The sequence below is a fragment of the Mycolicibacterium palauense genome (assembly GCF_002592005.1).
In the GTDB taxonomy this organism is placed as follows: domain Bacteria; phylum Actinomycetota; class Actinomycetes; order Mycobacteriales; family Mycobacteriaceae; genus Mycobacterium; species Mycobacterium palauense.
In genome coordinates, this window is record NZ_NVQF01000066.1 from 13,874 (window position 1) to 34,886 (window position 21,013).

At 71.5% G+C, this 21,013-nt stretch carries 19 protein-coding genes and 1 pseudogene; 12 read left to right on the plus strand and 8 right to left on the minus strand.

Annotated elements, in window-relative coordinates; genetic code table 11:
- Positions 1 to 7: 7 nt before the first annotated feature.
- Positions 8 to 2,107, minus strand: coding sequence for an alpha-1,4-glucan--maltose-1-phosphate maltosyltransferase (locus CSR00_RS21795; RefSeq protein ID WP_099024516.1), 2,100 nt, complete (start codon positions 2,105 to 2,107; stop codon positions 8 to 10).
- A 231-nt stretch (positions 2,108 to 2,338) separates the two neighbouring features.
- Between CSR00_RS21795 and glgP the strand changes: the two genes are divergently transcribed.
- Positions 2,339 to 4,975, plus strand: a complete 2,637-nt coding sequence (gene glgP / locus CSR00_RS21800) for an alpha-glucan family phosphorylase (RefSeq protein ID WP_099024517.1) — start codon at positions 2,339 to 2,341, stop codon at positions 4,973 to 4,975.
- Between the two features lie 15 nt (positions 4,976 to 4,990).
- On the opposite strand, the gene CSR00_RS21805 is transcribed toward glgP, so the two are convergent.
- The 3 genes from CSR00_RS21805 to CSR00_RS21815 all read right to left on the minus strand — a co-directional run bounded on the left by CSR00_RS21805 (position 4,991) and on the right by CSR00_RS21815 (position 10,009).
- Entirely contained in the window at positions 4,991 to 6,430 is a 1,440-nt protein-coding gene (locus CSR00_RS21805) for a neutral zinc metallopeptidase (RefSeq protein ID WP_099024518.1), read from the minus strand.
- Between the two features lie 124 nt (positions 6,431 to 6,554).
- Entirely contained in the window at positions 6,555 to 8,684 is a 2,130-nt protein-coding gene (locus tag CSR00_RS21810) for an ATP-dependent DNA helicase (protein ID WP_407662498.1), read from the minus strand.
- Positions 8,681 to 10,009, minus strand: coding sequence for a nicotinate phosphoribosyltransferase (locus CSR00_RS21815; protein ID WP_099024519.1), 1,329 nt, complete (start codon positions 10,007 to 10,009; stop codon positions 8,681 to 8,683). The genes CSR00_RS21810 and CSR00_RS21815 overlap by 4 nt, the downstream gene beginning before the upstream one ends.
- Before the next feature lie 15 nt (positions 10,010 to 10,024).
- On the opposite strand from CSR00_RS21815, the gene clpS reads away from it, so the two are divergent.
- From clpS to rdgB, 11 genes are all read left to right on the plus strand, one after another.
- A complete protein-coding gene (gene clpS / locus CSR00_RS21820; protein ID WP_099024537.1) occupies positions 10,025 to 10,336 on the plus strand; it encodes an ATP-dependent Clp protease adapter ClpS in 312 nt (103 codons plus the stop codon).
- Between the two features lie 7 nt (positions 10,337 to 10,343).
- On the plus strand, positions 10,344 to 10,922 hold the full coding sequence (gene aosR / locus CSR00_RS21825) for an oxidative stress transcriptional regulator AosR (protein ID WP_099024520.1): 579 nt from the start codon (positions 10,344 to 10,346) through the stop codon (positions 10,920 to 10,922).
- 37 nt (positions 10,923 to 10,959) lie between these two features.
- Positions 10,960 to 11,985 carry a P1 family peptidase gene (locus CSR00_RS21830; protein ID WP_099024521.1) on the plus strand — a complete coding sequence of 342 codons (1,026 nt, stop codon included), beginning with the start codon at positions 10,960 to 10,962 and terminating at the stop codon, positions 11,983 to 11,985.
- A gap of 31 nt (positions 11,986 to 12,016) precedes the next feature.
- Positions 12,017 to 12,439: a M67 family metallopeptidase gene (locus CSR00_RS21835; protein WP_099024522.1), complete on the plus strand. Its 423-nt coding sequence runs from the start codon at positions 12,017 to 12,019 to the stop codon at positions 12,437 to 12,439.
- A gap of 98 nt (positions 12,440 to 12,537) precedes the next feature.
- The gene (locus CSR00_RS21840; protein ID WP_099024523.1) at positions 12,538 to 12,819 is read left to right on the plus strand and encodes a MoaD/ThiS family protein; all 282 of its coding nucleotides are present in this window, start codon (positions 12,538 to 12,540) and stop codon (positions 12,817 to 12,819) included.
- Between the two features lie 2 nt (positions 12,820 to 12,821).
- Positions 12,822 to 13,793 carry a cysteine synthase gene (locus tag CSR00_RS21845; protein WP_099024524.1) on the plus strand — a complete coding sequence of 324 codons (972 nt, stop codon included), beginning with the start codon at positions 12,822 to 12,824 and terminating at the stop codon, positions 13,791 to 13,793.
- The gene (locus CSR00_RS21850) at positions 13,784 to 14,446 is read left to right on the plus strand and encodes a rhomboid family intramembrane serine protease (protein WP_176562186.1); all 663 of its coding nucleotides are present in this window, start codon (positions 13,784 to 13,786) and stop codon (positions 14,444 to 14,446) included. Before CSR00_RS21845 ends, CSR00_RS21850 begins: the two co-directional genes overlap by 10 nt.
- Positions 14,447 to 14,459: 13 nt before the next feature.
- Entirely contained in the window at positions 14,460 to 15,278 is an 819-nt protein-coding gene (gene murI, locus CSR00_RS21855; protein WP_099024525.1) for a glutamate racemase, read from the plus strand.
- Positions 15,279 to 15,340: 62 nt separating this feature from the next.
- Complete coding sequence (locus tag CSR00_RS21860) at positions 15,341 to 16,120, plus strand: cyclic nucleotide-degrading phosphodiesterase (protein ID WP_099024526.1); 780 nt, start codon at positions 15,341 to 15,343, stop codon at positions 16,118 to 16,120.
- Positions 16,121 to 16,268: 148 nt separating this feature from the next.
- Complete coding sequence (gene rph, locus CSR00_RS21865) at positions 16,269 to 17,048, plus strand: ribonuclease PH (RefSeq protein ID WP_099024527.1); 780 nt, start codon at positions 16,269 to 16,271, stop codon at positions 17,046 to 17,048.
- Positions 17,045 to 17,653, plus strand: coding sequence for an RdgB/HAM1 family non-canonical purine NTP pyrophosphatase (gene rdgB / locus CSR00_RS21870; RefSeq protein WP_099024528.1), 609 nt, complete (start codon positions 17,045 to 17,047; stop codon positions 17,651 to 17,653). The genes rph and rdgB overlap by 4 nt, the downstream gene beginning before the upstream one ends.
- Positions 17,654 to 17,667: 14 nt before the next feature.
- Here rdgB and CSR00_RS21875 read toward each other — a convergent pair.
- The 4 genes and pseudogenes from CSR00_RS21875 to CSR00_RS21890 all read right to left on the minus strand — a co-directional run.
- Positions 17,668 to 18,876: pseudogene (locus CSR00_RS21875) on the minus strand (acyltransferase family protein); the annotation flags it as partial.
- A gap of 100 nt (positions 18,877 to 18,976) precedes the next feature.
- Entirely contained in the window at positions 18,977 to 19,609 is a 633-nt protein-coding gene (locus CSR00_RS21880; protein ID WP_099024529.1) for a 3-oxoacid CoA-transferase subunit B, read from the minus strand.
- Positions 19,609 to 20,433: a CoA transferase subunit A gene (locus tag CSR00_RS21885; protein ID WP_099024530.1), complete on the minus strand. Its 825-nt coding sequence runs from the start codon at positions 20,431 to 20,433 to the stop codon at positions 19,609 to 19,611. Before CSR00_RS21885 ends, CSR00_RS21880 begins: the two co-directional genes overlap by 1 nt.
- A 9-nt stretch (positions 20,434 to 20,442) precedes the next feature.
- The coding region (locus CSR00_RS21890; protein ID WP_218014526.1) for a hypothetical protein at positions 20,443 to 21,013 on the minus strand (571 nt) is incomplete at its 5' end.

Below are 21,013 nucleotides of genomic sequence, written 5' to 3' on the forward strand. Positions count from 1 at the left end.
GTTCCTTTCACTCGCGGCGCAGCAGCAGCGCGCGCGCTTCTTCGGGAATCGTGGGCATGTTGACGATGTGGGTGACCGCCCGGGCGGGATCGATCCGGATGAAGTTGGACTGACCCCATTGGTATTCCTCTCCGGTGATCTCGTCGCGCACCCAGAACCGGTCGTAGGTTTCTCTACCCAGTGCTCCCATGTCCAACCACAATGTGGCCTCCTCGGGGCCCAATGCGTTGAGCGTCACAACGACGAGCACACAGTCGCCGGTGACGGGATCGAATTTGCTGTAGGCCAGCAGCGCATCGTTGTCGATGTGGTGGAACCTGATGGTGCGGTTCTGCTGCAGTGCCGGGTGTACGCGCCGGATCTCGTTGAGCCGGGTGATGAGCGGCTCCAGGGACTCGCCACGCGCCAGCGCGCCGTCGAAGTCACGGGGGCGCAGTTCGTACTTCTCCGAGTCCAGGTACTCCTCGCTGCCCGGCCGCACCGGCTGGTGTTCGAACAGCTCGTAGCCCGAGTACACGCCCCACAGCGGACTGAACGTCGCGGCCAGGGCGGCCCGGATCGCGAACATGCCCGGGCCGCCGTGCTGCAGGCTCTCGTGCAGGATGTCGGGCGTGTTGACGAACAGGTTCTGGCGGGCCTCGTCGGCGTGCTCGGCGATCTGCCGGCCGAACTCGACGATCTCCCACTTGGCCGTGCGCCACGTGAAGTAGCTGTAGGACTGACTGAACCCCAGCCTGGCCAACCCGAACAGGCGCGCCGGGCGGGTGAACGCCTCGGAGAGGAACAGCACGTCCGGGTCGATGTTCTTGGCCTCCGCGATCAGCCAGGCCCAGAAATCCGGTGGCTTGGTGTGCGGATTGTCCACCCGGAAGGTCTTCACCCCGTGGTCCATCCAGTGCCGCACCACCCGCAGCACCTCCTGGTAGAGCCCGGCGGGATCGTTGTCGAAGTTCAGCGGATAGATGTCCTGGTACTTCTTCGGCGGATTCTCCGCATAGGCGATGGTGCCGTCGGGCAGTTCGGTGAACCACTGCCGGTGGTCCTTGGCCCAGGGGTGGTCCGGCGCGCACTGCAACGCCAGATCGATGGCCACCTCCATCCCGAGATCGGTTGTTGCCCTGACGAACTCATCGAAATCCTCGATGGTGCCCAACTCCGGGTGGATGGCGTCGTGCCCGCCCTCGTCGCTGCCGATCGCCCACGGCGAGCCGACGTCGCCGGGCACCGCGGTGACGGTGTTGTTGCGGCCCTTGCGGTGCACCTTGCCGATCGGGTGGATCGGTGGCAGGTAGACCACGTCGAAACCCATCCGCGCGATGCGCGGCAGTGCCTTGGCCGCGGTGGCGAACGTGCCGTGCAGCGGGCGGCCCTCGGAATCCCAGCCCCCGGTGGACCGCGGAAACATCTCGTACCAGGAGGCGAACCGGGCCCGCGGCCGGTCCACCCACACCCCGTAGGCCTCACCGCGGGTGACCAGCTCGCGCAGCGGATAGGCGTCGAGCAGACCGGTCAGCTCGGGCGACAGCGCCGCGGCCGCCCGCATGAACGGGTCACCGGGTTCGCGCAGCCGGGCCGCGGCCTCCACCAGCGGGTAGCGGTCCTGGCGGGGTACCCCGGTGGCGGCACGGTCGAGCAGCCGGGCACCCAGGATGAGGTCATTGGACAGCTCGGCCTCGCTCTGGCCGGCGTCGAGCTTGGCGGTCACCGCCTTGCGCCAGGTGGCGATCGGGTCACCCCAACCGTCGACCCGGAACGTCCACAGGCCCACCGCGTCGGGGACGAACTGCCCGTGGAACACGTCGGGGGTGCGTCCGGTGCTCATCGGCAACCGCTGCGGCTTGACCCGGGCCGAGGACGCGACGACCTCCGCGATGGGTACCGGCTCCACCTGCGGGGACAGCTTCGGGGACACCTTTGGGGGACCGTCGGCGAGCTCGGGGTAGCGGGGACCGTGGTAGCGCACGACCAGCGTGGCCGCGACCGCGTCGTGGCCCTCGCGCCAGACGGTCGCGCAGACCGGAATCACCTCCCCGACGACCGCCTTGGCCGGGTACCGGCCGCCGGATATGACGGGCTGGACGTCGTCGATTGCGATGCGACCGGGCACCCGAGCTCTCCTCAACTGGTGTCAGTGGCGCGACTGCCGCCGCGCGTCGTGTTGCGGTCTTCTCGTGCTGACTCGTTCTTCGTTTAACCACTTCGGGTCCTTCTCACACCGTAGTGCGCGGCGGCGTCGAAGGAGACCCGATGAACGTGGCCCGTCGCGCCGGCAAACGGACGTGCGGAGTTTGCCGGACCCGCCCGCCGAAGCGGTCCCCGCTCAGTAGTGTGTGAGCGTGTGAAGGCCCTGCGCAGGTTCACCGTCCGTGCCCACCTGCCCGAGCGGTTGGCGGCGCTCGAGCGGCTCTCGACCAACCTGCGATGGTCGTGGGACACACCCACGCAGCGGCTCTTCGCCGCCATCGACGAGCGGCTGTGGGCCGAGGTGGGGCAGGATCCGGTGGCGCTGCTCGGTGCGGTCAGCCCGGGCCGGCTGGATCAGTTGGCCGCCGACGCGGATTTCACCGGCCGGCTCGACGGGCTGGCCGCCGACCTCGACGACTATCTGAGCCGGCCGCTGTGGTACCAGCAGCAGGCCGAGGCCGGGCGGTCCATGCCCAACGGGATCGCGTACTTCTCGATGGAGTTCGGGGTGTCCGAGGTGCTGCCGAACTATTCGGGCGGGCTGGGGATCCTCGCCGGTGACCACCTGAAGTCGGCCTCCGATCTGGGCCTGCCGCTGATCGGGGTGGGCCTGCTGTACCGCTCCGGCTACTTCCGGCAGTCGCTGACCGCCGACGGCTGGCAGCACGAGACCTATCCGGCGGTCGACCCGCACGGGTTGCCGTTGCGCCTGCTCAGCGCCCCGAACGGGGAGCCGGTGTTCATCGACCTGGCCATGCCCCAGGGCGCTCAGCTGCGTGCCCGCGTGTGGGTCGCCCAGGTCGGCCGGGTGCCGCTGCTGCTGCTGGACTCCGACATCGGCGAGAACGACCACGAGATGCGCTCGATCACCGACCGGCTCTACGGCGGCGACCAGGAGCACCGCATCAAGCAGGAGATCCTGGCCGGCGTCGGCGGTGTCCGGGCGGTCCGCGCCTACGTCGCCCGGGAGGGGCTGCCGGCCCCCGAGGTGTTCCACATGAACGAGGGCCACGCGGGCTTTCTGGGAGCCGAGCGCATCCGCGAGTACATGTCGACCGCCGGCCTGGATTTCGACACCGCGCTGACCCTGGTGCGCTCCGCGACGGTGTTCACCACACACACCCCGGTGCCGGCCGGTATCGACCGGTTCCCGGTGGAGATGGTGTCCCGCTACTTCGCCGACGACCGCCCGCACCCGCTGCTGCCCGGGGTGCCCCTGTCCCGGATCGTGGCCCTCGGCGCCGAGGACGACCCGGGCAAGTTCAACATGGCGCACATGGGGCTGCGGCTGGCGCAGCGCGCCAACGGGGTGTCGTTGCTGCACGGCCGGGTCAGCCGGGAGATGTTCAACGAGCTGTGGCCGGGCTTCGATCCGGGGGAGGTGCCCATCGGGTCGATCACCAACGGGGTGCACGCGCCGACCTGGGCGGCACCGCAGTGGATGGAGCTGGCCCGCGAACTCGTCGGCGGCAATTCGCTGTCGGAACTGTCCGAGCCCGCGATCTGGCAGCGCCTGCAGCAGGTCGACACCGGGCACCTGTGGTGGATCCGCTCCCAGCTGCGGTCCCTGCTCGTCGATGACGTGCGGGCCCGGCTGCGCCGGTCGTGGCTGGAGCGCGGGGCCGCCGAGGCCGAACTGGGCTGGATCGCCGAGGCCTTCGACCCGGCCGTGCTCACGGTCGGGTTCGCCCGCCGGGTTCCCACCTACAAGCGGCTGACGTTGATGCTGCGCGATCCCGACCGCCTGCAGCGCATCCTGCTCGACCCGGAACGCCCCGTGCAGCTGATCGTGGCGGGCAAGTCCCACCCCGCCGACGACGGCGGCAAGGCGCTGATCCAGCAGGTGGTGCGTTTCGCCGACCGTCCGGAGGTGCGCCACCGCATCGCCTTCCTGCCCGACTACGACATGTCGATGGCCCGGCTGCTGTACTGGGGCTGCGACGTGTGGCTCAACAACCCGCTGCGGCCGCTGGAGGCCTGCGGCACCTCGGGCATGAAGAGCGCGCTCAACGGTGGGCTGAACCTGTCCATCCGCGACGGCTGGTGGGACGAGTGGTACGACGGCGAGAACGGCTGGGAGATCCCCACCGCCGACGGGCTGACCGACGAGGGCCGCCGCGACGATCTGGAGGCCGCCGCACTCTACGACCTGCTGGAGAGGTCGGTGACACCGAAGTTCTACGACCGCGACCAGGCGGGTGTGCCGGTCCGCTGGGTGGAGATGGTGCGCCACACGCTGCAGGCGCTGGGGCCCAAGGTGCTGGCCTCGCGCATGGTCCGCGACTACACCGACGGCTACTACGTGGCGGCGGCCGCCTCCTACCGGCGCACCGCCGGCACGGATGCCGGCGACTTCGCCCCGGCCCGCGAGCTGGCCGACTACCGGCGGCGGGTGGCCGCCGCCTGGCCGCGCGTCACGATCACCGACGTCGACAGCACCGGGCTGCCCGACACCCCGGTGCTGGGCTGCACGCTGACGCTGACCGCGGCCGTCGAGTTGGCCGGGCTGCGCCCCGACGAGGTCGTCGTGCACGCCGAGCTGGGCCGCGTCAACGGAACCGACGATCTGCTGGACCCGGTCAGTGTGCCGATGCAGCACACCGGCGGCGTCGATGGTGCTGGTGGTGGCGCCGGTGGTGCTGGTGGCGCCGGTGGTGCTGGAGGTGTCCACTACTTCTCGACCACCACCGCGGTGCCGGTGGCCGGAACGGTCGGCTACACCGTGCGGGTGCTCCCGCACAACGACCTGCTCGCCGGCGACAGCGAGCTGGGACTGGTGACGCTGGCTTGATCTGATCGGGGCCGGCTAGCGGAACCGCTTGAAGCAGCGGTCGGTGTCGCCGAGCACGCCGACCCGGAAGGCGTCGATGCGGGCGAACCCCGAGGGCACCGTCTCGCCGTTGACGTCGCTGGCGGCCAGGCCGTTGGTCAGCAGGCCGGCCACCGCCTCGTCGAGGTCGCCGGCGGTCAGGGCCACGGTGTTGCCGTCGGGGGTGCTGACCTCGTGGGCGAGCTTGGTGGTGGCGACCCCGGTCAGGCACGCGGTGCGCAGCGCCGCGCTGGCGTCGTCGAGCTGCGCCCCGCGCTGGTTCTGCAGCGCGAGCATGTAGCGCGACATCAGCGCCGAATAGGCGGTGTTGTCCCCCGACAGCGTCGCATCGGCGTCGGCGTCGCCGGACGGCGTGCCCATCTCCTGCAGGGCGGGGAGATCGACCGCGATGGTGTTGGTGGCCGGGCAGTAGGAGACCGGTGGCGACGGCCGGGCGTCGGGGCACCGCCGGTCCGCCGGGGCGTCCAGGGTCAGTGCCGGCGGCTCGGCCGGGTCGAACAGGATGGTCATCGCCTCGACGATCGCGTTGACCGACTCCTCGTCGACCGGCCATTCCCCGCTCTGATCGGTCTGCAGCTCCACCGGCAGGTCGCCGCGGCGCTGCTTGACCTCCTTGGCGTCGATGGCCGCACAGGCGGCGGCCCCGTCGGTGAAGCCGAACTGGAACGCCGAGATGCGCTCGAAGGCCGAACCGTGTTCGTCGTCGTCGATTCCGGCCTCGTCGGAGAACGGCAGCGGATCGCGGAACGAGATCATGCCGGCCAGCAGGTTGTTCAGCCCGTCGGCGGTGCTCAGGCTGAACCGCGGTGAGTCTCCCTCGGCGACCCAGCGCAGGTACACCCCGGCGAAGCAGTCGGACTGCTGTTCGGACACCAGCGTCGGGGTCGTGCGCCGCGTCAGCTTGGCCTGCCGGGCCACCGAGTGGCCGTACTCGTGGGCCAGCACCATGGTGATCGCCATGTCGCCGTTGGCGCGGCGCAGCGACGGCATCAGCTCGCCGCGGTCCCAGCCGATAGTGTTGTCCAGCGGGCAGAACGCCGCGTTGACCAGGCCGTAGGTGTCCTCGTCGCAGAACTGGCCGTCGTAGTCGTTGGCGTCCCAGGAGACGACCGAGGTCACCGGGGTGAAGGCACCGGGGAAGGTTTCGCTGAAACTCTGTTCCCAGAACTCCTCGATGTCGGTGACGGACTGGCCGGCCACCGTGTCGACCGTGCCGTCGTTGGTGCCCTCCACCGCACGGAACTCGTGCGGGGCGTCGGGGCGCAGGCCGGAGGGGCCGTCGACGGCCTGCATGCCCGCCACCTTGAACGGGTCGGCGAAGACCGAGACCGGTTTACCGTCGACCACGGAGGCGCATCCGGCCAGCGCGGTGCCCGCCAGGGCCACTGCCAGGAGGCGACGGATCCGTGGACGCATCTGCGGTGCCTCTTTCGCGTTCTCGGGCCATCCGGGCCGCCGATGGGGTCAGGGCCCCGCCGGCTGCCAGGATAGTGCGAACCCGCCGCCGCGACGGTGCCGTTGGCCGGGGCCGGCGGGTCGCTCAGCCGGTGCCCGGGCCGTCGGGTTCCGGCGGCGCGGCACGCAGCCGGCGCAGCGCGGCGCGCACCACCGCGGGATCGGTGGTCTGCCAGAACGGCGGCAGCGACGCCCGCAGGTAGCCGCCGTAGCGCGCCGTGGCCATCCGGGAGTCCAGGACCGCCACCACACCACGGTCGTCGGTGCCGCGCAGCAGCCGGCCCGCGCCCTGGGCCAGCAGCAACGCGGCGTGGCTGGCGGCCACCGTCATGAAGCCGTTGCCGCCGTGGGCGGCCACGGCCCGCTGCCGCGCCGTGAGCAGCGGGTCGTCCGGGCGGGGGAACGGGATGCGGTCGATGAGCACCAGCGACAGCGACGGGCCGGGTACGTCCACGCCCTGCCACAGCGACAGCGTGCCGAACAGCGACGTCTGCGGGTCCCCGGCGAAACGTTCGACCAGCGTCGCGGTGGTGTCGTCGCCCTGGCACAACACCGGGGTGTCCAGGCGCTCCCGCATCGCCTCGGCGGCCGCGCGGGCGGCGCGCATCGACGAGAACAGTCCCAGCGTGCGGCCGTCCGCGGCGGTCACGAGCTCCTCGATCTCGGTCAGCATCTCCGGCGACCCGGTGCCGTCGCGGCCGGGGGGTGGCAGCTGCCGGGCGACGTAGAGGATGCCCGCCCTGGCGTGGTCGAACGGTGACCCGACGTCGAGGCCGCGCCACCGTGGCGCCGGCGGGGTGCGTTCGGTGCCGGCCGGTGCCGGCTCGGCGGGCTCGGCGGAATCGCCGGAATCGCCGGGGTCGGCGGGGTCGGCGAGCAGGCCCCACGCCCGGGCCATCGCGTCGAACGACCCGCCCAGGGTCAGCGTCGCCGAGGTCAGCACGGCGGTGGCGCGCCCGAACAGACGCTGGCGCAGCAGCGCGGCGACCGACAGGGGAGCGACCCGCAGCACGCTGCGCGGCGAACCGCGGAAGTCCTCGTGGTCGAGCCAGACGATGTCGGTGCGCTCGGCGATGGGCGGACCGAAGGAGTCCAGCATCCGCGCGGCGGTGTCGTGGACGTCGCCCAGTGCGGCGATGGCCTCGGTACGGGCCGCGGCCGCCCTGGGGTCCGCCGGAGCCGGGTTGATCGCCGCGCGCGCGGCGTGGGCGGCGTCGCGCAGGACGGCCAGGCAGGTCGCCAACTCGTCGTCGAGCCGGTCGAGGCGGCCGGCGGGCAGCTCGTGGAGCACCGAGGACAGGGTGGCCGCGGCGGCCTCCAGGCGTTGCGTCAGCTCGGGGCCGACCAGCCGGCCCGCCCGCCGGGCCACCGCGCCGAGTGCGGCCGAGGTCAGCTCGGCCGTGGCCACGCCGGTCACCCGGTCCACCAGATCGTGGGCCTCGTCGACGACGAGCAGTTCGTGTTCGGGCAGCACGTTGGCCTCGGCGATGGCGTCGATGGCCAGCAGGGCGTGGTTGGTGACGACGACGTCGGCGGTTCCGGCGATCCCGCGGGCGCGTTCGGAGAAGCACTCGGTGCCGAAGGGGCAGCGCGACATTCCCAGGCATTCCCGTGCCGAGACACTGACCTGAGCCCAGGAACGCTCGGGCACACCGGGTTTGAGTTCGTCGCGGTCCCCGGTGCTGGTCTCCTCGGCCCAGTCGAGCAGCCGACGCACATCCCGGCCCAGCGCGGAGGCGGCCATCGGGGAGAAGAGCTCCTCCTGGTCGGCCTCCTCGGGCTGGGCGTCGCCGGCCGACCCGTTGTGAATCTTGTTCAGGCACAGGTAATTTCCCCGCCCTTTCAGCAGGGCGAAACTGGGCGTGCGGGGCAGCGCGCCGGACAGGGCGTCGGCCAGCCGGGGCAGGTCGCGGTCGACCAGCTGGCGCTGCAGCGCGATCGTCGCGGTGGAGACCACGACGGGTCCGCGCTCCTCGCCGGCGCTCAGCGCCAGCGCCGGGACCAGGTAGGCCAGCGACTTCCCGGTACCCGTGCCGGCCTGCACCGCCAGGTGTTCCCCGGAGGTGAATGCGTGAGCGACGGCCTCGGCCATCGCGATCTGGCCCGGGCGTTCGGTGCCGCCGACCGCGGCCACCGCGCGGCCCAGCAGGCCGGCCACCGGCGAGTCGGCCGCCCGGGAGTCGGCCGGCGTGGAAGCGGAGCGCGCCTCCGTCACGGCTCGATGATCCGGGTCGGGACGGCCGGCTCGCCGCGGGAGAGCTTGAGGCCCTCCCACGGCAGACTGACCAGCCCCTCGGCGACCCGGGCCCGGGCGTCGGCCACGGCCGTGTCGGCCACCACCTGCCCGGCACGGACCAACGGCACCGTGACCCGGCGGGCCGGTTCATCCAGGTGCGGGGGCGCGCCGGCGGGGTGGACGACCTCCTCGACGATGGTGCCCGAGCGGCGCATCACCCGCGTGGCCGCCTTCGCCCCGCCGTGGGACTCCTTGTGGCTGCTGCGCTTGGTCACCGGTGTCCCGTCGACCTCGACGAGCTTGTAGACCATGCTGGCCGTGGGGGCACCCGACCCGGTGACCAGCGACGTGCCCACCCCGTAGGAGTCCACCGGCTCGGCGCGCAACCCGGCGATCGCGTGCTCGTCGAGGTCGCCGGAGACCACGATCCTGGTCCCGGTGGCGCCCAGCCCGTCCAGCTGCGCGCGGACCCGGCGCGCCAGCACGCCGAGGTCACCGGAGTCGATGCGCACCGCGCCCAGCTGCACCCCCGCGGCCGCGATCGCGTTCTCCACGCCGCTGGTCACGTCGTAGGTGTCGACCAGCAGCGTCGTCCCGACGCCCAGCGCGGCCACCTGGGCGCGGAAGGCCGCCAACTCGTCGGGGCCGCCCGGGCCGGCGTAGAGCATGGTGAACGCGTGGGCGCTGGTGCCCAGGGCCGGCACCCCGGCGCTGCGCGCCGCCTCCAGATTCGAGGTGCCGTCGAAACCGGCGACGTAGGCCGCCCGCGCGCTGGCCACCGCGGCGCGTTCGTGGGTGCGTCGCGAGCCCATCTCGATCAGCGTGCGCCCCTGCGCGGCGCTGACCATCCGGGCCGCGGCCGAGGCGATGGCGGTGTCGTGGTTGAGCACCGACAGCGCCAGCGTCTCCAGCAGCACGCACTCGGCGAACGTGCCGGACACCGAGAGCACCGGCGAACCGGGGAAGTACAGCTCGCCCTCCGGATAGCCGTCGATGTCGGCGCGGAACCGGAAGTCCCGCAGGAAATCCATGGTCTGCGCGTCGAGGAACTCGGCCAGCACCGCCAGATCGGCGTCGCCGAAGGTGAAGTCGGCCAGCATGTCCAGCAGTCGCCCGGTGCCCGCCACCACGCCGTAGCGGCGTCCCTCGGGCAGCCGGCGCGCGAACAGCTCGAATGTCGTGCGCCGCTGCCCGGTGCCGTCCCGCAGCGCCGCCGACAGCATCGTCAGCTCATATTTGTCCGTCAGCAGACCCACTGTCACAACGACACGGTAACGGCTGCTACGTGCGGTTTCTTGCGCCACGCCAAGCTCGCTATCCTGGGACCCATGGCTGCGCCAGCATCGACCACGCCGGGGTCAGTCGGGCAACGGCACGGCGAGGAGACGGGTTCCACGCAGCGGCCGTGGGTCACCATCGTCTGGGACGACCCGGTCAATCTGATGAACTACGTGACCTACGTGTTCCAGAAGCTGTTCGGCTACTCCGAGCCGCACGCCACCAAGCTGATGATGCAGGTGCACACCGAGGGCAAGGCCGTGGTGTCGTCGGGCACCCGAGAGTCGATGGAAGTCGACGTCACCAAGCTGCACGCCGCGGGGCTGTGGGCCACCATGCAGCAGGACCGCTGACGCGACGGTGCGTAAATGGAAGCGGGTCAACACTCCCGACGGCCCCCGGTTCCGCTCGGCCCTGGAACCGCACGAGGCCGCTCTGCTGCACAACATGGTGGGCTCGATCGTCGGGATGCTCGACGAGCGCGAGGAGGACGCGCCCCGAGATGAGCTCTCCGAGCTGACCGGGATCCGCACCGGGCACTCCAGCCCACCCGAGGACGACACGATGGCGCGGATCCTGCCGGACTTCTACCGGCCCCAGACCGACCATCCCGCCGGGTCGGGGACCGCCGACAGCCTCAACAGCGCCCTGCGCAGCCTGCACGAACCCGAGATCATCGACGCCAAGCGCGACGCCGCGGCGCGGGTGTTGTCCACCTGCCCGTCCGGCGGCGGGCGGCTGGAGATCTCCGAGGACGACGCCAACGCCTGGATCGCCGCGGTCAACGACGTGCGGCTGGCGCTGGGCACCATGCTCGACATCGATCCCGACACCCCGGACCGGCTGGCGCCCGAGCATCCGATGGCCGGGCATCTGGAGGTCTACCACTGGCTCACGGTGCTGCAGGAGTACCTGGTGCTGGCCCTGATGGGGAAGTAGGGCCGATGAGCTCGAGCAGACCGGTGGCGGTGCTCCCGTGACCGGATCGATCACCGATGTCGGCGGCATTCTGGTCGGCCATCACCACCGGATCGACTCCGACGCCACCCTGGGTTCGGGGTGGGCGACGGGCACCACCGTCGTGCTGACCCCGCCGGGGACGGTCGGTGCCGTCGACGTGCGCGGGGGCGCGCCGGGGACCCGCGAGACCGACCTGCTGGACCCGGCCAACAGTGTGCGCCATGTCGACGCGGTCGTGCTCTCCGGCGGCAGCGCCTACGGCCTGGCCGCCGCCGACGGCGTGATGACCTGGCTGGAGCGCCGCGGCCGCGGTGTCGCCATGCAGGGGGGACTGGTGCCGATCGTGCCCGCGGCGGTGGTCTTCGATCTGCCTGTCGGGGGTTGGGACCGCCGTCCGACCTCCGAATTCGGTTATGCCGCAGCAGAATCCGCTGGCCGCGAGGTTGCCCAGGGTTCGGTTGGCGCCGGGGCGGGCGCCCGCGCCGGCGTGCTCAAGGGCGGCACCGGAACGGCGTCGCTGACGCTGCCCGACATCGGTGTGACCGTCGGCGCCGTGGTCATCGTCAACTGCGCGGGCACCGTCGCCGACCCGGCGACGGGGCTGCCCTGGATGGCCCACCTCACCCGCGAGTTCGGGCTGCGCCCGCCCGCGCCGGAGCAGGTCGCCGCCTTCGCCGCGCGTGACCGGGAGCTCAGCCCGCTGAACACCACCATCGCCGTGGTCGCCACCGACGCCGCGTTGAGCCCGGCGGGCTGCCGGCGGGTGGCCGTGGCCGCCCACGACGGGCTGGCGCACGCCATCCGGCCGTGCCACACCTCCATCGACGGCGATACCGTATTCGCACTGGCGACCGGCGCCGTGCAGGTACCGCCGGCCGAGGACACCCCGGCGTCGATGTCGCCGGAGACCACGCTGGTCACCCGGGTGGGTGCCGCGGCGGCCGACGTCCTGGCCCGCGCGGTGCTGGCCGGTGTGCTGGCCGCCGCACCGGTGGCCGGAATACCGACCTACCGCGGCATGTTGCCCGGAGCATTCGACTAGTCGGACTGGACGGAACGGAGTTATCGCAGTCGTGTTGGTGATTCGTGCTGACCTCGTCGACGCTATGGTCGCCCACGCCCGGGCCGACCACCCCGACGAGGCCTGCGGGGTGATTGCCGGACCCGAGGGGGCCGACCGTCCCGAACGGTTCGTGGCGATGGTCAACGCCGAGCGTTCACCGACCTTCTACCGGTTCGACTCCGGTGAGCAGCTGCGGGTGTGGCGGCAGATGGACGACGCCGACGAGGCTCCGATCGTGATCTACCACTCGCACACCGGCACCGAGGCCTACCCCAGCCGCACCGACATCTCCTACGCCGCCGAGCCCGACGCCCACTACGTGCTGGTGTCCACCCGCGACCCCGACCACGACGAGGTGCGCAGTTACCGGATCCGCGACGGCGTCGTGACCGAGGAACCTGTCAGGATCGTCGACGCCTACCCGGACGACTGACCTCGAGACCACGAACACCCGCGAGCACCACCCGACAGCGACGACCTGATAGCGACGACCCGACAGCGACGACCCGATAGAGAAAGAAGAGCCTGGCCATGGCGGTTACCGTGTCCATCCCCACCATCCTGCGACCCCACACCGGCGGCGAGAAGCGCGTCAGCGCCGAGGGTGCCACCCTGGGCGACGTGATCAGCGACCTGGAGTCGAACTACTCGGGCATCTCCGAGCGGCTCGTCGACTCCGCCAACCCGGGCAAGCTGCAGCGCTTCGTCAACATCTACGTCAACGACGAAGACGTCCGCTTCTCCGGCGGGCTGGCCACCGAGATCTCGGACGGCGATTCGGTGACCATCCTGCCCGCGGTGGCAGGTGGCTGAGCTTGACCCGCTACGACTCGCTGCTCGACGCCCTGGGGCACACCCCGCTGGTGGGTCTGCAGCGGCTCTCGCCGCGGTGGGACGGTGATGCCGACGGCCGGCACGTGCGGCTGTGGGCGAAGCTGGAAGACCGCAACCCGACCGGGTCGATCAAGGACCGGCCGGCGCTGCGCATGCTCGAGCAGGCCGAGCGGGAAGGGCTGATCAGGCCCGGCGACACGGTGCTGGAGCCGACCAGCGGAAACACCGGCATCTCGCTGGCGATGGCCGCCCAGCTCAAGGGTTACCACCTGATCTGCGTGATGCCGGAGAACACCTCCATCGAGCGGCGCCAGCTGCTCGAGCTCTACGGGGCGCGGATCATCTTCAGCCCCGCCGAGGGCGGCTCCAACACCGCGGTGGCCACCGCCAAACAGCTGGCCGCCGAGCACCCCGAGTGGGTGATGCTCTACCAGTACGGCAACCGGGCCAACGCCGACGCGCACTACTACGGCACCGGCCCCGAGCTGCTCGCCGACCTGCCCGAGATCACCCACTTCGTCGCCGGCCTGGGCACCACCGGCACCCTGATGGGCACCGGCCGTTTCCTGCGCGAGCGGGTCCCCGACGTCCAGATCGTGGCCGCCGAACCCCGCTACGGCGAGGGTGTGTACGCGCTGCGCAACATCGACGAGGGCTTCATCCCCGAGCTCTACGACCCCAGCGTGCTGACCACGCGCTTCTCGGTGGGCTCGTTCGAGGCGGTCAAGCGCACCCGCGAGCTGGTCCGCACCGAGGGGATCTTCGCCGGGATCTCCACCGGCGCGATCCTGCACGCCGCGCTGGGGATGGCGGCCAAGGCGGTCAAGGCCGGCCAGCGCGCCGACATCGCCTTCATCGTGGCCGACGCGGGATGGAAGTACCTGTCCACCGGCGCCTACAGCGGTAGCCTGGATGACGCCGAGGAAGCGCTGGAAGGGCAGCTATGGGCATGACGGGACAGCCCGCGACGCCGCCACCTGCCAAGCGTCCGGCCTGGAAGGTCGGCGGCGCCACGATCCTGACCTTCGTCGCGCTGCTGTATCTGATCGAACTGTTCGACCAGCTCTCCGACCACCGGCTGGACCGCAACGGCATCCGTCCGCTGGAACTCGACGGGCTGGAAGGCATCCTGTTCGCGCCGCTGCTGCACGCCGACTGGCAGCACCTGGCCGCCAACACGCTGCCGGCGCTGGTCCTGGGGTTCCTGGTGACGCTGGCGGGCATCTCCCGGTTCGTCTGGGCCACCGCCATCATCTGGATCCTCGGTGGCCTCGGAACGTGGCTCATCGGCGACATCGGGCGCTGCGCCTACGGGACCATCCACATCGGCGCCTCCGGCCTGATCTTCGGGTGGCTGACGTTCCTGCTGGTGTTCGGCTGGTTCACCCGGCACATCTGGCAGATCGTCACCAGCATCGTCGTGCTGTTCGTCTACGGGGGCATCCTGCTGGGCGCGGTGCCGGTGCTGGACCGCTGCGGTGGGGTGTCCTGGCAGGGGCATCTGTCCGGCGCCGTCGCGGGGGTGCTGGCGGCCTACTGGCTGTCGGGCCCCGAGCGCCGGGCCCGCGCGACGTCCAAGCTGGCCGGCCCCTCACCGTACTCATGAGCGGGCCGTCCTCATGAGCGACCAGCAGGCGTCCGTCGGGGTGTTCGACTCCGGGGTGGGCGGACTGACCGTCGCCCGGGCGATCATCGACCAGCTTCCCGACGAGAACCTCGTCTACGTCGGGGACACCGCCAACGGGCCATACGGGCCGCTGAGCATCGCCGAGGTCCGCGCACACGCGCTGGCGATCATGGACGATCTCGTCGGTCGCGGCGTCAAGGCCCTGGTGATCGCCTGCAACACCGCCTCGGCGGCCTGCCTGCGCGACGCCCGGGAACGCTACGACGTCCCGGTGGTGGAGGTGATCCTGCCCGCGGTGCGGCGGGCCGTGGCGACCACCCGCAACGGCCGCATCGGGGTGATCGGGACCCGGGCCACCATCGCCTCCCGGGCCTACCAGGACTCCTTCGCCGCGGCGCGCGACACCGAGGTCGCTGCGGTGGCCTGCCCGCGTTTCGTCGACTTCGTCGAGCGCGGTGTCACCAGCGGCCGGCAGGTGCTCGGCCTGGCCGAGGGGTATCTGGAGCCGCTGCAGCGCGCCGGGGTGGACACCCTCGTGCTCGGGTGCACGCACTACCCGCTGCTCTCGGGGCTGATCCAGCTGGCCATGGGCGAGCAGGTGACGCTGGTGTCGTCGGCGGAGGAGACCGCCAAGGACCTGCTGCGGGTGCTCACCGAGGAAGATTTGCTGAGACCGCACGACGCGTCCCCGGCCTCGCTGTCCTTCGAGGCCACCGGAGATCCGGCGGCCTTTCAGCGGCTGGCCGCGCGTTTCCTCGGCCCGGCGGTCACGGGGGTGGTGCCGGTCCGCCGTCACGTCGGCACCGGATAAGTGATTCGCGCCGCCGATTAGGGTGATGTTTTTCTCATCGGTGATATGGGCATGGCAAGCTAATGAGTGTGCGAATCACGGTGCTGGGATGCTCGGGCAGTGTCGTCGGCCCGGATTCGCCTGCCTCGGGATATCTGCTGACCGCACCGGGAACACCGCCGCTGGTCCTCGATTTCGGCGGTGGCGTGCTGGGGGCGCTGCAGCGCTACGCCGACCCCGGTGACGTCCACATCCTGCTGTCGCACCTGCACGCCGATCACTGCCTGGACCTGCCCGGACTCTTCGTGTGGCGGCGCTATCACCCCACCCCGCCGCCGGGGCGGGCGATGATGTGGGGGCCCTCGGACACCTGGTCGCGGCTGGGGGCGGCGTCGGCGCCCGAGGGTGGCGAGATCGACGACTTCAGCGACATCTTCGACGTCCGTAGCTGGGAGGACGGCGTCGATGTGCAGATCGGGTCGCTGACCGTGCATCCCCGGCTGGTGTCGCACCCGACCGAGTCCTACGGTCTGCGGATCACCGACTCCTCGGGCGCGGTGCTCGTCTACAGCGGCGACACCGGCATCTGTGATTCGGTGGTCGACCTCGCCCGCGATGCCGACGCCTTCCTGTGCGAGGCATCTTGGACGCACGACCCGGACCACCGGCCGCCGCACATCCACCTGTCGGGCACCGAGGCCGGGCAGGTCGCCGCCAAGGCGGGGGTCTCGGAGCTGCTGCTCACCCACATCCCGCCGTGGACGTCGCGTGAGGACATCATCAGCGAGGCCAAGGCGGAGTTCGACGGCCCCGTCCGCGCCGTGGTGTGCGGCGAGACGTTCGACATCTCCTCCACCCGCTGACCCCGTCACCCGCCGACCCCGTCACCCGCCGACCCGCACCGATCGATTCGGTACTGGGATCCACTTTCGGCGCGGATTCACGATCTGAGTACCGAATCGATCGGGACGGGTGGATCGGGACGGCGTGCGCGGCGCTAGGGTTGGCGGCGTGTCCAGCCGCGAAGACGGCCGTCTCGACGACGAGCTGCGCCCCATAGTCCTGACCCGTGGATTCACCTCCCACCCCGCCGGATCGGTGTTGGTGGAGTTCGGCGAGACCCGCGTCATGTGCACCGCCTCGGTCACCGAGGGGGTGCCCCGCTGGCGTAAGGGGTCCGGGCTGGGATGGCTGACCGCGGAGTACGCCATGCTGCCCGCGGCCACGCACACCCGCTCGGACCGCGAATCGGTGAAGGGCCGCCTCGGCGGGCGCACCCAGGAGATCAGCCGGCTGGTGGGCCGCTCGCTGCGGGCCTGCATCGACCTGCGGGCCCTGGGGGAGAACACCATCGCCATCGACTGCGATGTGCTGCAGGCCGACGGCGGCACCCGCACCGCCGCGATCACCGGCGCCTATGTGGCCCTGGCCGACGCGGTCACCTACCTGGGTGCGGCCGGCAAGCTGTCCGACCCGCGGCCGCTGTCGTGCGCGATCGCCGCGGTCAGTGTCGGCGTGGTCGACGGTCGCGTGCGTGTCGACCTGCCCTATGAGGAGGACTCGCGGGCCGAGGTCGACATGAACGTCGTGGCCACCGACACCGGAACCCTGGTGGAGGTCCAGGGCACCGGCGAGGGCGCCACCTTCCCGCGCTCCACTCTGGACAAACTGCTGGACGCGGCGCTGGCCGCCTGCGATCAGCTGTTCGCCCACCAGCGCACGGCCCTGGAGGCGCCCTACCCCGGCGTGCTGCCCGAGGGGCCGGCCCCGAAGAAGGCATTCGGCAACTGACCGGGATCCTGGTCGCCAGCCGGAACCCCAAGAAGCTGGCCGAACTGCGCCGGGTCCTCGACGGTGCGGGCGTGTCTGGTCTGGAGCTGCTGTCGCTGAGCGACGTGCCGCCCTACCCGGAGGCCCCCGAAACGGGCGCGACCTTCGAGTCCAACGCCCTGGCCAAGGCCCGCGACGGGTTCCTGGCCACGGGCCTGCCGTGTGTGGCCGACGACTCCGGGCTGGCGGTGGAGGCCCTCAACGGGATGCCGGGGGTGCTCTCGGCGCGATGGTCGGGACGGCACGGCGACGACGAGGCCAACCTGCAGCTGCTGCTGGCCCAGATGTCCGACATCCCCGACGAGCGGCGCGGCGCGGCGTTCGTGTCGGCCTGCGCACTGGTCTCCGGCGACCAGCTCGCCGACGAGCACGTGGTGCGCGGGGAGTGGCCCGGGGTGATCGCCCGCGCGCCCCGCGGCGCCGGCGGTTTCGGCTACGACCCCATCTTCGTGCCGGACGGCTCGGACCGTTCGGCGGCCGAGCTCAGCCCGCAGGACAAGGACGCCGCCTCGCACCGCGGGCGGGCGCTGCGGCTGCTGGTCCCGGCGTTGCGCGCCCTGGTCTGAGCCGGGGCGGCCGCGGTCAGCCGGTGCAACAGCCAGGCCGACGGCAGGGTGATCGCCAGCGTCAGGGCCCACAGCCCGGCCGTCGAACCGGTGAACAGCGGCCAGCGCAGCACCACGCTCATCGCCACCGCCATCACCACCACGTGCAAAAGGAAGATCTCGTAGGAGATCTCACCGAGCCACACCACGGGTCTGCTGCCCAGCAGGCGGCGGTAGCCGGGAACCCCCGCGCCCCCCGAAACCGGCCCTGAAACCGGCCCCGAAACCGGCCCCGAAACCGGCGCCAGAACCGGCGCCAGGACCAGCGGTGCCAGCACCAGGGTCGCCACCGCGGCGTACAGCGCGGCCTTGACCACCGGCTGCCACACCGCGACCGGGCCCAGTGTGACGCCGCCGGCCAGCGGGGTGCAGGCGGCCAGAAACCCGGCCGCCGCCAGCGCCAGCACCACCCGGGGCCGGCACCTCGCGCGGTGAACGTGCAGCACCGCCAACGCCATGCCGCCGGCGAACGGGCCCAGATGCGCCGGCAGCCACATCCCGGCCGAGTTCGGCAGCCAGTCGGTGGTCTGCAGGACGAACAGCCACACCGGGCCGACGGCGGCCAGCCCGGCCAGCCCCGCCAGCAGCCGACCGGGGCGCCAGGCACCGCCGCAGAGCACGGTCAGCAGGCCGTAGGCCAGGGCCGGCAGCAGCGCGTAGAAGGACACCTCCACGGCCAGGCTCCACATCTGCGACAGACCCGGATGCAGGGAGGTGAGCAGATAGTCGTCGGTGTAGATCTGGGTCAGGGTCAGGTAGCGCAGCAGGCCGTGCCAGCTCTGTCCCGGATTGGGCCCCGCGGAGTGCAGAGCGTGCACGGCGTACACCGCGAAGGTCGCCAGGACCGCCACCACGTAGGCGGGCATCACCCGCCGGATCCGGTGCCGGGCGTAGCGGCGCACCGGCGGGGGAGCGCCGGCGGTGGCCGCCGCCCGCACCCAGGGCCGGAACAGCAGAAACCCCGACAGCGCGAAGAAGACCGGCACGCCGATCTCCAGCCGGGCGTAGACCGTGCCGAGAAAACCGTGCGGTAACCGGCCCGTGGCGAAGGCCGCGTGGGTGGCGACGATCAGCAGGGCCGCCAGGGCGCGCAGACCCGTCAGCGCGTCGACCCGATCGGGGCCGGCGGCTGTGGAGTGCGGCGCGATGCGGTGTCCGGCCGCCGCGTCCGGGCCGGCGAGCATCGCCCGAGCCTAACCGGAGATTCTGAAGATCCACTAAGCAAAGATCCGCAGGTGGGCGCCCCGCGAAGCCGCCGGGCCCGGCCCGCTCGACCACCGGCGGTCAGTCGATCCGAACCGGCGCACCCGTTCGCCGTTGCACCTGCGCGGCGTCGACGCCCGGCGCCAGTTCGACCAGCCGCAGCCCGGCGTCGTCGACGTCGAGCACGCCCAGATCGGTGATGATCCGGCTGACCACCCGCGCCCCGGTCAGCGGGAGGGTGTTCTCGTCCAGGATCTTCGGGTCGCCCCGGCGGGTGCAGTGCTCCATCAGGACGATGACCTTCTTCGCGCCGTGCACCAGGTCCATCGCCCCGCCCATCCCCTTGACGAGTTTCCCGGGCACCACCCAGTTGCTGAGGTCGCCGCGCGCACTGACCTGCATCCCACCCAGGATCGCGGCGTCGATCCGGCCCGACCGGATCATCCCGAAGCTGGCGGCCGAATCGAAGAAGCTCGCCCCGGACAGGGTCGTCACGGTCTCCTTGCCGGCGTTGATCAGGTCGGGATCCTCGTGCCCCGCGAAGGGGTAGGGGCCGAGTCCGAGGATCCCGTTCTCCGACTGCAGCACGATGTGCACGTCGTCGGGCACATGCCCGGGAACCAGGGTGGGCAGCCCGATGCCCAGGTTCACGTAGTCGCCGTCGCGGAGCTCGGCCGCGGCCCGGGCCGCCATCTGGTCGCGATCCCACGCCATCACGCCACCTCCGCAACACCGTCACCGACACGGTCACCATCACCGTCACCGCCGGCGACGCTGCGGACGGTGCGCCGTTCGATGCCCTTGCCGGCGATCTGGGCGGCCGTCAGCGGGAGCACCCGATCCACGAAGATCCCGGGTAGGTGGATGGCGTCGGCGTCGAGCTCACCCGGTTCGACCAGTTCCTCCACCTCGGCCGCGGTGAATCCGGCCGCCATGGCGCACAACGGATTGAAGTTGCGTGCGGCCTTGCGGAACACCAGGTTTCCGTGCCGGTCACCCTGGTAGGCGTGGATCAGCGCGAAGTCGGGCCGCAGCGCCTCTTCGAGCACGAACGTCTGCGGCGCGCCGTCCCAGTCGAAGGTGCGGACCGGTTTCGCGGCGGAGGCCAGCGCGACCGACCCGTCCGGCGCGTACCGGATCGGCAGCCCGCCGTCGGTGATCTGGGTACCCACCCCGCTGCGGGTGTAGAAGGCCGCGATGCCCGCGCCCCCGGCCCGCAGCCGCTCGGCGAGGGTGCCCTGCGGGTTCAGCTCGATCTCCACCTCCCCGGACAGGTACTGGCGTTCCAGCTCCTTGTTCTCCCCGACATAGGAGGCGATGAGTCGCTTGATCTGCCGGTTCTCCAACAGCAGCGAGTTGCCGACGCCGGCGATGCCGCAGTTGTTGGAGACCAGGGTGATATCGCGGCTGCCCAGGTCCGCCAGCGCGGCGAGCAGGGTGGCGGGGATACCGCAGACGCCGAAACCGCCCGTGGCCACCATGACCCCGTCGGGAATCCCGGCGACGGCCTCGGCGGCGTTGTGCACGGTCTTGTCCATTGAGGCTCCTCAGCTCAGCTTCGCGAGTTGGTCGAGAACGTGCTCGGGGGGTGCCGAGCCGGGAATAGCGGTGACGAGGACGTCGGCGTCGGGGACCTCGGCATCGCCGGTCCAGAAGTCGTCGCCGAGGACACCCAGCGCGGGTCCGCCGGGGGTGCTCCGGATCTCCGAGTCGTGGCGGATCGCCACCGACCAGTCGAAATGGGACACCACATTGGTCAGCGCGGAGTAGGTTTCCAGCCGCTCGGGCTCTCCGTCCACACCCTGCCCGCGGGCGTCGGCCAGGACGAGGGCCACGGGCACCCCGCCGAGGTGGCCCAGCCACTCGGCGACGTACATCGATGCGCTGTCGGCGCGGTCGGCGTCCACGGAATCGAGTGCCGTGCCGGCGATCTCGTGCGACCACCGCAGCCAGAGTGCCGGGGAGGGCACGCTGAGCACCAGCTGGCGCCGCGACGTCGTCGCCAGTGTCGCGAGGGTATCCAGGGTGGCCGCCAGCAGATCCGGCTCGGCGAGCAGGGTCTTCAGCGCATACCCGGTGCGGCTGCGGGCGCCCATCGCCGCGAGCACCTCCGGCCGC